Origin of the sequence: Sanguibacter suarezii NBRC 16159, from assembly GCF_001552735.1 — a bacterium.
GTDB classification, from domain to species: domain Bacteria; phylum Actinomycetota; class Actinomycetes; order Actinomycetales; family Cellulomonadaceae; genus Sanguibacter; species Sanguibacter suarezii.
On sequence record NZ_BCRT01000006.1, the window covers coordinates 41,599 to 56,607 of the forward strand.

Here is a 15,009-nt window from a genome sequence, read left to right on the forward strand (position 1 = left end):
CGAGATTTCTCGGATGCCAGGCGGGCGACCTTGGCGGAGGGCCGAAGGGGAGGGGAGAGGACGGCGCAGGTGGCCGGTCTCAGTCCGTCTCGGCGTCGTCGGCCAGGTCGCCGGTGGGGGCGCTGTCCATGGCGCGGAGCATGGCCTGGATGCCCTGGGAGAGGGCGCGGAGGTCGTCGAGCTCCATGCGCTCCAGCGGCCAGCAGTTCTTCTCCGGAGCTGTGGTGAACAGGCGCTGGACCGTCTCACGGCCCTGCGGGGTCGCCTCGACGCGCCGGACTCGGTGGTCGTTGGGGTCCTCGGTGCGGGTGACCATGCCTTGGTTGCCGAGCCGGTCGATGATCCCGGACATCGTCGCGAGGGAGACCCCGATCGTCGTGGCGAGGCCCTGGACGGTGTTGGCCCGGGTGTCGGTGACGAGGATGGCCAGCACCTTGAGCTGCTGGATGGTCAGCGGGAAGGTCAGCAGCTGCTCGATCATCGGCGGCGTCGCGGTCGACTCCCAGATCCGCTGGGCGTCGACGAGGCCGCGCACGAGCGCCTCGCGCTCGGCGGCGTCGTCGGGGGCGGGGGACGCGGGGGTCATGGTCTGCTGGCTCCATCAGGGATCGTGCGTCGGGCTGGGTGGTCGGTGCGGCCTGTGCGCGGGCGACTGGCTCGATCCGCTCACCGTAACCCATCCGTGGCAGGCCGCCAGGCCCTCTGACCTGGCTCGGAGCCGGATGTGAGGTGAGTGAGCAGGCGCGTGGACGGCCACTCGTGCCGCGTTGACACTTGCTTAGCCCAACACTAACGTTTGCACGGCGCTAAGTAATTAGCCTACCCCCAACTTCACGGTGGCCCCCATGATTCAACTGACCCGGCTGAGCCTCGCCAACAGAGCGCTCGTCGCCCTCATCACGCTTCTCATCGCGGGGGTGGGCGTCTTCTCGATGGCCAGCCTCAAGCAGGAGCTCATCCCCTCGATCTCCATGCCGCAGACCATGGTCGTCACCACGCTGCCAGGCGCGAGCCCGGAGGTCATCGACGAGCAGATCTCCGCTCCGTTGTCCCAGGCCATCGGCTCGGTGGCCGACGTGGAGCAGGTCGTGGCAACCTCCTCCAGCTCGGTCTCCATGCTCGCGGTCTCCTACACCTACGGCGTCGACGCCTTGGAGTTCAAGCGCGCCATGGAGAGCGCCCTGGACTCCGTGACGTCCCTGCCCGACGGCGCCACGCCCGAGGTCATCGCCGGGTCCATCGCCGACTTCCCGATCATGTTCGTCACCGCCTCCTCCGACCGCCCGGCCGCCGACCTCTCCGCCGCCCTGGCCACCATCGCCGTCCCCCAGCTTGAGGACGTCGACGGCGTCCGCGCGGCCGTCGTCAGCGGCGCCCAGGGGCAGCGCATCACCATCACCCCTGACCCGGCCGCTCTCGCCGCCGCCGGTCTGTCCGTGATGGACCTGTCCTCCGTGCTCGAGGCGAACGGCCTCACCCTCCCGGTCGGCTCGATCGCCGAAGACGGCGAGATGCTCTCCGTCCAGGCCGGCGGCGCCCTGACCACCCTCGAGGACCTGGAGACTCTCCCGCTCACCTCCGCGGTCCAGCCCGGCACGGTCGTCACCCTCGACTCCGTGGCCGACGTCGCGCTCGTCGAGGAGGACGTCACCTCCATCACCCGCACCAACGGCGTGCCCAGCCTGTCCCTGTCCATCACCGCAGCCACGGACGCCGACGTCGTCGCGACGTCCCACGCGGTCGAGGACACCCTCGACTCCCTGCGCGCCGAGCTCGGCGACGACGTCGAGCTCACGGTGCTGTTCAGCCAGGCCCCGTTCATCGAGGACTCCATCTCCCACCTGGCCATCGAGGGGCTCCTCGGCCTGGTCTTCGCGATCATCGTCATCCTTGTCTTCCTCCTCTCGGTGCGCTCGACGCTGGTCACCGCGATCTCCATCCCGCTCTCGGTGCTGGTCACCTTCACCGGGCTGTACCTCGGCGGGTACTCCCTCAACATGCTCACCCTCGGTGCGCTGACCATCGCCATCGGCCGCGTCGTCGACGACTCGATCGTGGTCATCGAGAACATCAAGCGGCACCTCAGCTACGGCGAGCCCAAGATCCAGTCGATCCTCACCGGCGTGCGCGAGGTGTCCGCCGCGATCACCGCCTCGACCCTGACCACCGTGGCGGTGTTCCTGCCGATCGCGCTGGTCGGCGGGATGGTCGGGGAGCTCTTCCGGCCCTTCGCGCTCACCGTCGCGATCGCCATGGTCTCCTCGTTGCTGGTCGCCCTGACCATCGTCCCGGTGCTGTCCTACTGGTTCCTCAAGAGCCCCGAAGGCGTCGTCGACGCCGCCGCGGCCCGCGCTGAGGCCGAGGAGAAGGAGCACCGCGGCCCCCTGCAGCGCGCCTACAAGCCGGTCTTGCGCTCCACCCAGCGCCACCCGGTCATCACCGTCGTCTCCTCGGTGCTGCTGCTCGTGCTCACCGTCTCCCTCGTGCCCCTGCTCAAGGTCGACTTCCTCGGCTCGACCGGGCAGAACATGCTCATGGTCACCCAGGAGTTCACCCCCGGCACCGACCTCGACGTGATCGGCGACGGCGCGACCCAGGTGGAGGACGCCCTCGCAGAGATCGACGGCATCGGGAACGTCATGATGACCGCCGGGAACGGCGGGGACGGCATGGCCGCGATGATGGGCGGCGGCGGGGGCACGGCGTCGTACATCATCATGACCGACGCCGATGCTGACCAGGCCGCGCTCAAGGAGACGGTCGAAGACCGGCTCGCGCAGATCACCGACGCCGGGACCATCACTGTCCCTGAGGCCGGTGGGATGGGCTTCTCCTCGACGGTCGACGTTATCGTCACGGCCCCCGACGAGACCGCGCTGGGCGAGGCGGCTGACCTCGCTGCGGCCGCCCTGGGCGACCTCGACCACACGACCGGGCTCACCTCCGACCGCACGGCGGCGCAGCCCACGCTGCAGATCGTCGTCGACCGGGTGGCCGCGCTCGAGCACGGCCTGACCGAGATGCAGGTCGTGGGGATCGTGGCCGGGACGGTCACCCCGCAGAGCATCGGCTCGCTGCGGATCGAGAACCGCGACTACAAGATCTTCGTCGACACCGGCGCCACCCCGCAGACCACCGCGGAGATCTCCGGGATCCTGCTGCCGACGCCGACCGGTCTTGTGCCGCTCTCCGACGTCGCCAGCATCGACCGGGTCACTGTGCCGACGACCATCACTCGTCAGGACGGCGAGCTCGTCGCGACCTTGTCCATCACCCCGGCCGAGGGTGAGCTGGGTCAGGTCACCGCACAGGTCACCGAGCGCCTCGACGCCCTCGACCTGCCGGGCGGAGCGACGGCCACGATCGGCGGCCTCGCCGAGCTGCAGGGGGACTCCTTCAACCAGCTCGGGCTCGCGATGCTCATCGCCATCGCGATCGTCTACCTGCTCATGGTCGCGACCTTCCGGTCGCTGCTGCAGCCGGTGATCTTGCTGGTCTCGATCCCCTTCGCGGCGACCGGCGCGATCATCCTGCTGCTGCTGACCGGCAAGCCTCTGGGCATCTCCGCGCTGATCGGCATGCTCATGCTCATCGGCATCGTGGTGACCAACGCGATCGTGCTCATCGACCTCGTCAACCAGTACCGCCGCCAAGGCCAGAGCGTGGAGGACGCCGTGTTCAACGGCGCCCGCCAGCGTCTGCGCCCGATCGTCATGACCGCGCTGGCCACGATCTTCGCCCTCGTGCCGATGGCCCTCGGGGTGACCGGGTCCTCCGGCTTCATCTCCCAGGACCTCGCGATCGTCGTGATCGGCGGGCTTGTGTCCTCCACGGCGCTGACCCTGGTGCTCGTGCCGGTGCTCTACCGCCTCATCGAAGGCCGCCGGTCCAAGCGCGGCACAGCTGACGACGCCGAGGTGGCCGCTGCAGTCAGCCGCCCCGCCGATGCTGGCTCGGCCGACGCCGACGCCGACGACCCCGAGTCGGTCCACGCGGGCCGGTAGCTCAAACACAGACGGGCCCGGACACCCATGGGTGTCCGGGCCCGTCTGTGTTCACGGACTCCAACGAGTGCGTGCTCTTCGTTCGAGAACGTGCTCGTGAAAGCACGCACCGTCGTCAAGAGCACGCACTCGGCGGTGGTTACTGAGGCTGGGAACCGCCGACGCTGGACTGGTCCGCAGGGGAGTTGACGACGTTCTGCGAGCCCTGGCCTTCCAGGTTGACCTGGATCCGGCGCGGCTTGGCCTCCTCGGCGACCGGGACGCTCAGGGACAGCACGCCGTCCTGGTAGGACGCCGTGATCTTGTCCAGGGCGAGGCCCCGGCCCACGGTCAGCTGCCGGGCAAAAGTGCCCGACGGCCGTTCTCGCACGAGCCACTGGGTGTCGCCGTCGGCGCGCGCGGAGCGTTCCGCGCGGACGGTCAGCGTCCGGTCCTCGACCGAGACGTCGATGCTGCCGGGATCCACGCCGGGCAGATCCATCGTGATGACGTAGTGATCACCCGACCTGTACAGGTCGAGCGGAACGGCCGTCGAGTTCAGGGCATTCGATGTCAGGGAGCCGATCATGCGCTCCACGTCCCGCAACGGGTCCCAACGTTGTCCGGTAGCCATGGTCACCACCTCCTTGTTGTCCCCGGGCGCTCCGGGGACGTGCCGATTCGCCATCCGTGGACCCAGGGGTGGGGCCGCAGAGGGCGGCTACGCCTTCAATCGTGCGTCCCCCGCACACAACTTTCCACTCCAGATGAATCCCGGCGAAACGCCCAGACAGCGCTCGTGGGGGCGCGCCCAGACAGCCCTCCCGTCCGCCCTGCGCGGGGGAGGTCCGTGACCTGCGCTCATGCGTCGTCGGCCGCGTCTGCCGGCCAGGAAAGGGTCGGGTGCTACGCCCCGGTCTCGTCGGGAAGATCCTCACCCTCAGGCTTGTCCGGCTGCAGGATGTGGCCCGAGGAGATGCTCTCCGGGTCGGTGTCTGGGTCCTGTGCGGGGTCGTACGGCTCCTCGGACGGGCTGGTGGTGTGAGTGTGCTCTGACGTCATCTCGGGGCGCCCTTTCCGTCACGCCGCGCGGTGCGCGCGGGTCTCTTCAGAGTAGGAAGGGCCTGGGCGGACTGCACCCCAGACGTCCTCTCGGACGTCTCCCAGCCGCCAGGCCCCCCGGTGAGACGAGGGCGGAGTCGACGGACCTGTCGACCTCGCCCCGCCCAGTCCTGGGAGTGTGACACGTCGCCTGATCTCGCCGGCACTGGGCGTGACGTGCGATTCCTGGATCCTCAGGGGACCTGCGCTCTCGCGCAGGTCGTCGCGCTCGCAACTTCCGGGACCTCACCAGCCGCCGTCGCTGCCGGAACGGTTGTGACGCCGCGACGACCCGATACGAGGGCATACCTTCGGTCTAGCACCCGGCACCGGGCAGGGCGAGGGACAGGTCGGACAACGTCTCACGCCACGAGCGAACAGACGGCTCTGCTCCCGCCCACGCGAGCGCTCACCGACTGCTCGCGCTTACTCCGCGACCGCCTCCACGACGACGCCGCCGAACCGCGCCTCGCTCGCGCGGAAGGGCTGCCCGGCGATGAACACCTTGCCGGAGCGGGCCAGGTCGGAGGCGGGCTTGCCGTCGGCGTAGTGGGCGTCGAACCCGCCCGAGAAGCTCGTGTTGGACAACCACACGTACCGGCCGTCCTCGTCGGTCACCCACGCCGCGCACCAGCTGCACACGAAGTCGGGGTACCGCTCGATGTGCTTGCCGTAGACCCCGCACACCGGGCAGGTCTGCCCGGTCGGTGCGGCGTGCAGACCACGCTGGGCGGTGAGACGCCCGAGCCGGGACACGTCGATGCCGCGCATCCCCGGCCACCCGTGCACCGCCCGCGCCCACTCCGGCGGGATGTACTGCGTGCCGTGGCGGGCGCCCAGCAGCGCGCCGGCGACCGCCGCGACGGTGTCGGTCGCCCCACCGATCCGCACGGCCCGGTGCAGGGCGTCGGGCAGGTGGGAGACCATGTGGTCGTACTCGGTGGTCAGGCCGGGGGAGAAGTACGGGGACAGGTAGATCGCGTGCCACGCCGCCTGCAGGGCGGTGACGGTGAAGCCGTTGGTGCGCAGGTCGGCGTCGGGCACCTCCTTCTCGGCGTCGGTGATCCACGCCTCCCACGCATCGCGGCGGTCCGGCTCAAGCAGGTCAAGACCCGCCCGCACGTCCAGGCGGGACTCGGTCACCGCCACCCGGATGGCCTCCGACCACAGCACGCACGACTCCGCCGCGAGCGGGTCAGCGTGCGTGAGCTGGGCGACGGCGGTCGCGGCCCGCGCGGTCGCCTCGCGGTCGTCCAGGGCCACCAGCCCGACGACGCCGGTGCGCATGAGCGCGCCGTTGCCGGCCGTGCGACCGGTCTCCTCGTGCAGAGCCCGCGCCGCGGCGGTGAGTCGCTGCGAGGGGGAGCCCTCGAGCTGCGCGGCGGCGCGCAGCACCGTGGCGGTCTGCGTGCCCACGCCGGTGGGGCCGGAGGCGAACCAGTCCTCGAAGGCCGCGGCGATCTCGTCGAGCTCGGCGGTGGTGCGCAGGCCTCCGCCGCGCTCGCTCACCCGGGCGATGCAGATCGCCATCTGGGTGTCGTCGCTCCACTCCCCGGGGGCGTAGGAACCGCGGCCGCCGCCGCGCATCTCCGCGTCACCCTCGGGCGGCCAGGAGAACTCGTAGGGAACCCCGAGCGCGTCGCCGCAGGCCTGCCCGAGCAGCACCCCGGAGGCGCGGTCGAGCAGTGCGAAGAGGATCGGGTCAGAGCTCATGGTTGAAGGTTACAGAACGGTGACGGTGACTCATGGGACCGCGCGCCCACTTCTCATGTTCTGTCCACCTGTGCCGATACTCATACTGTGGCAAAGGACACGGACCCGCTCACCAGGGCGGACATCGCAGCGGGCGCCGGTGCGTGCCCGCTCCACGACGGTGCGCCCTGTCCCTCCTCCCACGCCCACCCCGCCCGGCGCCGCACCCGGCCCTGGACGCTCATGCTCTTCGTGGTGGAGGTGGCCATCGTCGTGGCGCTGGTGGGGTTCTCCTGGACGAGCGGCTCTTGGTCCTGAGCTGACCTGAGCTGCCCTGAGCTGCCGTGAACGGCCCTGAGCCGGCCCTGACCTGCCCGGCGCCATCCGGTGTGGGAGGGAAGGCTTAGGCTGTGCTTCGGCCGCCGGACTGAAAGAGAGCAATGAACCACGACGACGTCGAGGCGCTGCGCCGCGACAACGCCGCCTGGCGGCTCTTGCGTGCAGACTCCGCCCCCTTGGTCCTGAGCTTCCTCGGCCGGGTGTTCATCGAGCAGAACGTCCGCTCGATCGGTGAGGCCGAGCTCATCTCCCTGCTCGACGACGCCCTCTACGACCTGAACTCCGGTGCCGCCCCGGGCGCCGCGCCCTACCCGCGCTCGCCCAAGGCCTACCTCGACACGTGGTCCGGGGTCGATGCTGCATGGTTGCGCAAGTACTACCGGCCCGGCTCGGACGAGCCGCACTACGACGCGACCCCCGCCGTCGAGAAGGCCGTGGGCTTTGTCGCCTCCCTCAGCGGGCGCACCTTCGTGGGCACCGAGTCCCGGCTCAACACCGTCTTCGAGCTGCTGCGCCAGCTCGCCGTGGGCACCGAGACCGACCCGGACGTCCGCCTGGCCGAGCTCGAGGCGCGCCGCGCCCAGATCGACGCCGAGATCGCCCGCGTGCGCGACGGCGTCGTGCCGGTGCTCGACTCCGGCGCCCAGCGCGACCGGTACCAGCAGTTCGCGGCGATGGCCGCCGAGCTGCTCTCGGACTTCCGCGAGGTGGAAGACAACTTCCGCCGCCTCGACCGCGACATGCGCGAGCGCATCACCGGCTGGGACGGGGCCAAGGGTGAGCTGCTCGAGCAGGTGGTGGGCAGCCGCGACTCGATCGCGCAGTCCGACCAGGGCCGCAGCTTCCACGCCTTCTACGACTTCTTGCTCTCCCGCGAGCGCCAGGAAGAGTTCACCGAGCTCATCACCAAGGTCCAGTCCCTCGAGGCGGTCAGCGCCATGAGCGGCGGGGACAAGCGGATGCGCCGCATCCACTACGACTGGCTCGAGGCCGGGGAACGCACCCAGGCCACCGTCAGGGTGCTCTCGGAGCAGCTGCGCCGCTTCCTCGACGACCAGGTGTGGCTGGAGAACCGCCGCGTCATGGACCTGCTGCGCAGCATCGAAGGCCACGCGCTCGCTGTCCGCGACCTCCCGGCCTCGACGCTGGCCGAGCTCACCACGGAGGTGGGCGGGGTGAGCCTGGACATCGTGCTGCCCATGGAACGGCCCTTGTACCGCCCGCACTCGGTCACCCGGATCGACTCCGAGGTGGTGGCCGGCGAGGTCGACTTCGACACCAGCGCGCTGTTCGACCAGGTGCACGTGGACCCCGAGCGGCTCGCCGCCTCGGTGCGCACCGCCCTGGCGCACACCAGCCAGGTGTCCTTGCCGGACGTCATCGCCGCGCAGCCCCTCGACCAGGGCCTGGCCGAGCTTGTCACCTACCTGTCCCTGGACGACCCGCGCTTCGCCGTCGTGCTCGACTCCGAGCACACCGACGAGGTGCGCTGGGAGGTGGGCGACGCCGAGCGGGTGGCGACCGTGCCGCGGGTGACCTTCGTCCGCAAGGGCGGGCCGGGTGCGGTCTCGCCCGCGCCGCCCACCTCGCCCGCCACCGCTCTGTCCACCCCGACCCCGTCCGACCCCGCTCTGGAGACCTCATGACCACCCAGCCCACGGTGCGCACCGACTCCGAGCTCTCGCACGTGGTGACCGCGCTCATGAAGGGCGTCGTCTACCGCGACACCCACGCCCAGCTCTTCGCGGACCTGGTGACCCTCGTCCCCCAGATCCGCGACTACCTCGCCACCATCGCGCTGACCGTCGTGGTCGACGAGTCCGAGGGTTACGCCTACCTGCAGGCGCTGCCCGAGGACGACGAGGAACGCGACACCGCCCTGCGCCTGGTGGCCCGGCGCTCGCTTCCCTTCGACGTGAGCCTGCTGCTCGCGCTGCTGCGCAAGCGCCTGGCGCAGTTCGACTCCGAGGGTGGGGAGACCCGCCTCATCCTCAGTCGCGACGAGATCGTCGAGATGCTGCGGGTGTTCCTGCCGTCCTCGAGCAACGACGTGCGCACCGTGTCCAAGGTCGAGGCCAACATCCACCGCGCCGTCGAGCTCGGCTTCTTGCGGGCCGTCCCGGACGGGTCCTACGAGGTCCGCCGCATCCTCAAGGCCTTCGTCGACGCGCAGTGGCTGGCCGAGCTGGACGCACGGCTCGCCGAGTACGCGGCCCACGCCGCGTCGTCGGGCACACCCACTCACTCAGAAATGGACTCCTGATGGAAGGCCTGTTCAGCGCGGTCGAGCTGCACGACGCGGACGCCGACGTCGACCAGCGGGCGGGGTTCCGCCTGGACCGCCTCGAGGTGCTCAACTGGGGCACCTTCGACAAGCACACCTGGTCCTTCGAGCTCGAGGGGCGCAACGCGCTGCTCACCGGTGACATCGGCTCGGGGAAGTCGACCATCGTCGACGCGATCACCACGCTGCTGCTGCCCGCCAACCGGATCAGCTACAACAAGGCCGCCGGCGCCGAGGCCCGCGAGCGGACCCTGCGCTCCTACGTCTCGGGCTACTACAAGTCCGAGCGCAACGAGGCAACCGGCACCTCCCGGCCCGTCGGGCTGCGCGAGGGGTCGACGTACTCGGTCATCCTCGGGGAGTTCGCCAACCGCGGCTTCGACGCCCGCGGCGTCCTGGCCCAGGTGTTCTGGCTCAAGGACGGCGACCAGGGCCAGCCGAGCCGGTTCTTCGTCACCTCCACCACGCCGATGTCCATCGCCGAGCACTTTGCCAACTTCGACGGGGACATCGCCCTGCTGCGCCGCCGCCTGCGTGAGGCCGGCGCGCAGATCCGCGACACCTTCCCCGAGTACGGCAAGGACTTCCGCCGGCTCCTGGGCATCGAGTCCGACCAGGCGATGGACCTCTTCCACCAGACCGTCTCGATGAAGTCGGTCGGCGACCTCAACGAGTTCGTCCGCCAGCACATGCTCGAGCCCTTCGACTCCGCGCAGTGGACCGAACGCCTCGTCGCCCACTTCGACGACCTCACCCGCGCGCACGACGCCGTCACCCGCGCCCGCGCGCAGATCCTCCAGCTCACCCCGCTGGTCGCCGACTGCGACAAGCACGACGCCGCCGTCGCCGCCGCGCGGGCAGCCGCCGCCCAGCGCGACGCGCTGCGGTACTTCACCGCCGCCCGCAAGGTCGAGCTGCTCACCTCCCAGATCGACGCCTACGACGCCGCCATCGCCGCCCGCGAGGCACGCGTGGTCGCCGTGGACGCCGAGGCCACCACGGTCGAGGCCGAACGCCGCCGCCTCGAGCTGGAGCGCGCCGGGCACGGCGGGGACCGCCTCACCCAGATCGAGGGGGAGGTGGCGCGCCTGGAGGTGCTGCGCGCCGAGCGCGAGCGCAAGGCCGCGGAGTACCGCTCCAACCTCGCCGCCGCCGGGCTGGGCCCGGTGGCCGGTGAGGCCGACTTCGACGAGCGGCGGGCGCAGGTCCTCGCCGACCTCAACGCCGAGAAGACCGAGCTGCGCCAGGTGGAGAGCGCGATCGGCGAGCTCGACGTGGACCTGCGCGAGCAGAAGGTCCTCAGCCGCGAGATCACCGACGAGATCAAGTCCCTGCAGGGGCGCACCTCGAGCCTGCCCAACCGCTCGCTGCTGCTGCGCGCCCAGGTCACCAGCGAGCTGGGGCTGGCCGAGGACGACCTGCCCTTCGCCGGGGAGCTCATCGCCGTGCGTGAGGAGCACCAGGACTGGGAGGGCGCCGCCGAGCGGGTGCTGCGCGGCTTCGCGCTGTCCCTGCTGGTGCCCGCCGAGCACTACGACGCGGTCTCGGGGTGGATCAACGCCAACCACCTGGGCCAGAAGCTCGAGTACTACCGGGTGCCGACCGGCCAGCGCGGACGCGTGGAGACACCGGCTGCGGGCCAGTGGCCCCAGCTCTCCGAGATGCTTGAGATCCGCCAGTCGCCGCTGTCCGGCTGGCTCGAGCAGGAGCTGGCCCGGCGTGCCGGGCTGGACTGCGTGGACACCCTCGCCGACTTCCGTTCGGCGAGCCGTGCGATCACCCGCGAGGGTCAGATCAAGCACTCCGCCAGTCACCACGTGAAGAACGACCGCAACCGGATCGACGACCGGTCGACGTACGTGCTCGGGTGGTCCAACCGCGCCAAGGTCGACACGCTGCTGGCCAAGGCCGCCACCGTCAGCCACGCCCTGGCCGACCTCGGCGACCGCCGCGCCGCGCTCATCGCGGTCAAGGACACCACGGTCAACAAGGGCTACGCCCTCAACCGGCTGGAGATGTTCCGCTCCTACACCGAGCTCGACTGGGAGTCCGTGGTCAACGACATCGCCTCGCTCACCGCGGAGAAGCGCCGGATCGAGGCGAACTCCGTCGAGCTCGCCTCCCTCGCAGTCACCCTGGCCTCCCTCGCCGAGCGGGCCAGCGAGCTCAAGGTCGAGCGTGACGAGCTCATCACCGCCAACGGTGGAGAGCGGCACGCCGTCGAGACCTTCCGCACCCAGCGCCAGACCAGCGAGGCGGTGCTCGCCGAGGCGGGGGCCGGCGTCGGGAAGGAGCAGCAGGCGGCGCTGGCGGCGCTCTTCGAGGAGGTGCGCGGGTCCGGGGTGGCGGTCTCTGACCTGGATGCCGGCGGGCTGGACGCGGCCGAGGCGGCGCTGCGCACCCAGCTCACCGCGGTCGTGGAGGCGCGCCACCGCGAGCAGGGGCTGCTGGCCACGAACGTCGCGCGGGCCATGGCGGCCTTCGCGGTGAAGTTCCCGGTCGAGACGTCGGAGATGGACAACGACGTGCGCGCCGCCGGGGAGTACCGGGCGCTGCTGGAGCGGCTCGAGCGCGACGACCTGCCGCGCTTCGAGGACAACTTCAAGGAGTACCTCAACACGAACACCATCCGCGACGTGGCGCAGTTCGCGGCGGACCTGAAGAAGCAGTCCGAGCTGATGAGCGACCGGATCGAGGTCATCAACGACTCGCTGCGCGCGATCGACTACAACCCCGGGACGTACATCCGCCTGGAGATGGCGGCCACGCCCAACACCGAGGTCCGCGACTTCCGCGCGCAGCTGCGCGCGTGCACCGACAACGTGCTCGGCGACGACCTCGAGCAGTACTCCGAGCAGCGGTTCCTGCGGGTCAAGGAGATCATCGAGCGCTTCCGCGGGCGTGAAGGGCAGACCGAGGCCGACCAGGCGTGGACCCGCCGGGTGACCGACGTGCGCAACTGGTTCGTGCTGTCAGCCTCCGAGCGGTCCAAGGTCGACGACGTCGAGTTCGAGCACTACTCCGACTCCGGCGGGAAGTCTGGCGGGCAGAAGGAGAAGCTCGCGTACACGATCCTCGCGGCGTCGCTGGCCTACCAGTTCCGCCTGGACTGGGGCGCTGTGCGGTCCAAGGCCTTCAGGTTCGTGGTCATCGACGAGGCCTTCGGTCGCGGGTCGGACGAGTCGACACGGTTTGCGCTGCAGCTGTTCCGGAACCTCGGGCTGCAGCTGCTCATCGTCACGCCGCTGCAGAAGATCCATGTGATCGAGCCGTTCATCTCGGCTGTGGGCTACGTGGACAACCCGAGCGGCCGCGGCTCGCGGCTGCAGACCCTGACGATCAACCAGTACCGATCCAAGCGCGCTGCGCACTTGGTGGGCGCACTGACGGCAGAGTAGGCACGCAACGGGGGCGGCGGGCCCCGGCCACGGTTCCCTGAACTCGTGACCGGTGCGCCGAACTCGTGAATCCTCCGCCGAACTCGTGAGCGGCGGGCGTTTCTGGGGGCGAACCCGCCCCTCGCTCACGAGTTCGCGGGCTGGCTCACGAGTTCGCGGGATCGCGTGCGGGGTCGCGGGAGTGCTTGCGGTATGCCAGCGGCGACTCCCCGACGTGGCGTTTGAAGGCTGAGCTGAAGGCGCTCTCGGAGGAGTAGCCGAGGTCGAAGGCGAGCCTGCCCACGGGTGCGTCCCCGGTGCGCAGCTCGCGGCGCGCCAGCAGCATCCGCCAGTCGATGAGGTAGGCCAGCGGGGACGTGCCCGCGACACGGCGGAACCGCTCGACAAAGGTGGAGCGGGACATGGCGGCCGCGCGGGCCAGGTCCTCCAGGCTCCAGCCTTGAGCGGGTTGCTCGTGGATGAGCGCCAGAGCAGGCCTGAGGGACTCGTCGGTCAGGACCTTGAGCCACCCGGCGGGCATGTCGGAGTCGCTCATGTACCCGCGGAGCACGTCGAGCAGGAGCAGCTGAGCGTACTGGCGGATCGCGAAGGCTGAGCCGACGCGGTCGGCGACGATCTCGGTGAACAGCCGCTGGACATGGCCACGCAGCTGCGGCCCCACAGCGCTGTCCTGCCCGACGTGCACCACGGGTGGCAAGGCGCGCAGCAGGAGGTCCCGGCCCGCGGGGTTGAGGTCGACCCGGCCGCCGATGAGCACGTCGGCGCCGGGTGCCTGGGCGTCCTCGGCGTTGATCGCGGCCCCGGGGGAGGGCGGGTCCACGCGGACGGGCTCACCGTCCCCCGTCCCGCCCTCGAGCGCCAGCCATGACCGCCCGTTGAGGATGGCGACGTCTCCGGCGGCCAGCTCGACGGGGGTGTCGAGGCCGTCTGCGCTCAGCCGGGCGCCGCCGCGCACGACGGCGATGAACTTGAGGTCGTCGTCGATGTGGCTGTGGGTCTGCCAGCGGCCGTGCAGCACAGAACCGCCGGAGACGACGCTGCGGACGTCGATGAGGTCGAGCACGTCGGAGAGTCGGTCGGTCGTCACTCGTCGGACTATAGAGCAGAAAAGAAGGACTCCACGTGATGGTCAATCCGGCGCGGGGTGGGCAGGCTTGCTGGTGGTGCAGGACCCGCACCGCCCCCACCATCTGCTGCCGTGGCCTGTGCCGCGGCGCTCAAGGAGCCGTTCGTGAACACCTCACTCATCGCCCTGGTCACCGGTGCCAACAAGGGCATCGGTCGCGAGATCGCCGCTCAGCTCGCGGACCAGGGACACACCGTCGTCATCGGCGCTCGAAGCCTCGACCGGGGAGAGGCGACGGCGGCGCAGCTGCGCGAGCGCGACGGCACCGTCACCGCCGTCGAGCTCGACGTCACGGACCAGGGCTCGGTCGCGGCCGCCGCCCGTGCGGTCCAGGCGCAGTTCGGCCGGCTCGACGCCCTCGTCAACAACGCCGGCATCAGCCATCAGCCGGGTGCGGACTTCGCCGGTCAGGTGCCGCGCACGGCCGACGTCGACCATGTCCGCTTCGTGTTCGAGACCAACGTCTTCGGGGTCATCACGGTAACCAGCGCCTTCCTGCCGCTGCTCCGCCTGTCCTCGACCCCGCGCATCGTCAACGTGTCCAGCAGCGCCGGGTCCTTCGCGGCCATCTCCGACTTTGCCAGCACCGACCCGATCGCCCTCGGGTACGTCCCCTCCAAGACCGCGCTCACCGCAGTCACCATGATGTACGCCCGCGACCTCGCCCGGGAGCGCATCCTTGTCAACGCCGTCTGCCCGGGGTTCGTGGCGACCGACCTGAACAACCACCACGGCACCGGCACCGCGGCGCAGGGCGCAGTGGCAGCCGTGCGCATGGCGACGATCACCCCCGACGGCCCGACCGGCACCTTCACCGACGCAGCCGGCCCCGTCCCCTGGTGACCCCTCCGAGCCCCCAAGCCCCCGAGCCCTAGACCCAGGACACCATGACTGGGTCCCGATCTCCCGAACTCCCGAACTCGTGAACCGTTCGCCGAACTCGTGAGCGAGGGTCCTTTTTCGGGGATCGGACGGGCCTGGCTCACGAGTTCGCGGGGTGGTTCACGAGTTGGGGTGGGGGTTCACGAGTTCGGCGAGAGGGCTCGCCGAGGCTGCCGGGCTCGCCCGGGACGCCGGGCTCGTAGG

At 70.4% G+C, this 15,009-nt stretch carries 11 protein-coding genes; 6 read left to right on the forward strand and 5 right to left on the reverse strand.

The genetic code is table 11. The annotated features are described in order from the left end of the window. Nucleotides 1–79: 79 nt before the first annotated feature. On the reverse strand, nt 80–586 hold the full coding sequence (locus tag SS2_RS02775; RefSeq protein ID WP_066460861.1) for a MarR family winged helix-turn-helix transcriptional regulator: 507 nt from the start codon (nt 584–586) through the stop codon (nt 80–82). Between the two features lie 259 nt (nt 587–845). Between SS2_RS02775 and SS2_RS02780 the strand changes: the two genes are divergently transcribed. Beyond that, nucleotides 846–4,004: an efflux RND transporter permease subunit gene (locus SS2_RS02780; protein WP_066460862.1), complete on the forward strand. Its 3,159-nt coding sequence runs from the start codon at nt 846–848 to the stop codon at nt 4,002–4,004. Nucleotides 4,005–4,143: 139 nt separating this feature from the next. Here SS2_RS02780 and SS2_RS02785 read toward each other — a convergent pair whose 3' ends face one another. From SS2_RS02785 to SS2_RS02790, 3 genes are all read right to left on the reverse strand, one after another. Beyond that, nucleotides 4,144–4,617: an Hsp20/alpha crystallin family protein gene (locus SS2_RS02785; protein WP_066460936.1), complete on the reverse strand. Its 474-nt coding sequence runs from the start codon at nt 4,615–4,617 to the stop codon at nt 4,144–4,146. Between the two features lie 272 nt (nt 4,618–4,889). Further along, a complete protein-coding gene (locus tag SS2_RS17570; protein WP_169796249.1) occupies nt 4,890–5,045 on the reverse strand; it encodes a hypothetical protein in 156 nt (51 codons plus the stop codon). Between the two features lie 465 nt (nt 5,046–5,510). Beyond that, nucleotides 5,511–6,797 (reverse strand): ADP-ribosylglycohydrolase family protein, encoded by a 1,287-nt coding sequence (locus SS2_RS02790; RefSeq protein ID WP_083941603.1) that lies wholly within the window; start codon nt 6,795–6,797, stop codon nt 5,511–5,513. A gap of 87 nt (nt 6,798–6,884) precedes the next feature. Here SS2_RS02790 and SS2_RS02795 point away from each other — a divergent pair, with 87 nt between their 5' ends. From SS2_RS02795 to SS2_RS02810, 4 genes are all read left to right on the forward strand, one after another. Then, entirely contained in the window at nt 6,885–7,094 is a 210-nt protein-coding gene (locus SS2_RS02795; protein ID WP_066460863.1) for a hypothetical protein, read from the forward strand. 122 nt (nt 7,095–7,216) lie between these two features. Continuing rightward, complete coding sequence (locus SS2_RS02800; RefSeq protein ID WP_066460864.1) at nt 7,217–8,761, forward strand: DUF3375 domain-containing protein; 1,545 nt, start codon at nt 7,217–7,219, stop codon at nt 8,759–8,761. Continuing rightward, the gene (locus tag SS2_RS02805; protein ID WP_066460865.1) at nt 8,758–9,378 is read left to right on the forward strand and encodes a DUF4194 domain-containing protein; all 621 of its coding nucleotides are present in this window, start codon (nt 8,758–8,760) and stop codon (nt 9,376–9,378) included. Before SS2_RS02800 ends, SS2_RS02805 begins: the two co-directional genes overlap by 4 nt. Next, a complete protein-coding gene (locus tag SS2_RS02810; protein WP_066460866.1) occupies nt 9,378–12,797 on the forward strand; it encodes an ATP-binding protein in 3,420 nt (1,139 codons plus the stop codon). The genes SS2_RS02805 and SS2_RS02810 overlap by 1 nt, the downstream gene beginning before the upstream one ends. 145 nt (nt 12,798–12,942) lie before the next feature. On the opposite strand, the gene SS2_RS02815 is transcribed toward SS2_RS02810, so the two are convergent. Continuing rightward, complete coding sequence (locus SS2_RS02815; RefSeq protein WP_066460867.1) at nt 12,943–13,884, reverse strand: AraC family transcriptional regulator; 942 nt, start codon at nt 13,882–13,884, stop codon at nt 12,943–12,945. 144 nt (nt 13,885–14,028) lie between these two features. On the opposite strand from SS2_RS02815, the gene SS2_RS02820 reads away from it, so the two are divergent. Further along, nucleotides 14,029–14,766: an SDR family NAD(P)-dependent oxidoreductase gene (locus tag SS2_RS02820; protein WP_066460938.1), complete on the forward strand. Its 738-nt coding sequence runs from the start codon at nt 14,029–14,031 to the stop codon at nt 14,764–14,766. The last annotated feature ends 243 nt before the right edge of the window (nt 14,767–15,009 follow it).

Coding starts and splice junctions, on each gene's coding strand:
- SS2_RS02775 (WP_066460861.1), bottom strand. CDS start 586: ATGACCCCCGCGTCCCCCGCCCCCGACGACGCCGCCGAGCGCGAGGCG.
- SS2_RS02780 (WP_066460862.1), top strand. CDS start 846: ATGATTCAACTGACCCGGCTGAGCCTCGCCAACAGAGCGCTCGTCGCC.
- SS2_RS02785 (WP_066460936.1), bottom strand. CDS start 4,617: ATGGCTACCGGACAACGTTGGGACCCGTTGCGGGACGTGGAGCGCATG.
- SS2_RS17570 (WP_169796249.1), bottom strand. CDS start 5,045: ATGACGTCAGAGCACACTCACACCACCAGCCCGTCCGAGGAGCCGTAC.
- SS2_RS02790 (WP_083941603.1), bottom strand. CDS start 6,797: ATGAGCTCTGACCCGATCCTCTTCGCACTGCTCGACCGCGCCTCCGGG.
- SS2_RS02800 (WP_066460864.1), top strand. CDS start 7,217: ATGAACCACGACGACGTCGAGGCGCTGCGCCGCGACAACGCCGCCTGG.
- SS2_RS02805 (WP_066460865.1), top strand. CDS start 8,758: ATGACCACCCAGCCCACGGTGCGCACCGACTCCGAGCTCTCGCACGTG.
- SS2_RS02810 (WP_066460866.1), top strand. CDS start 9,378: ATGGAAGGCCTGTTCAGCGCGGTCGAGCTGCACGACGCGGACGCCGAC.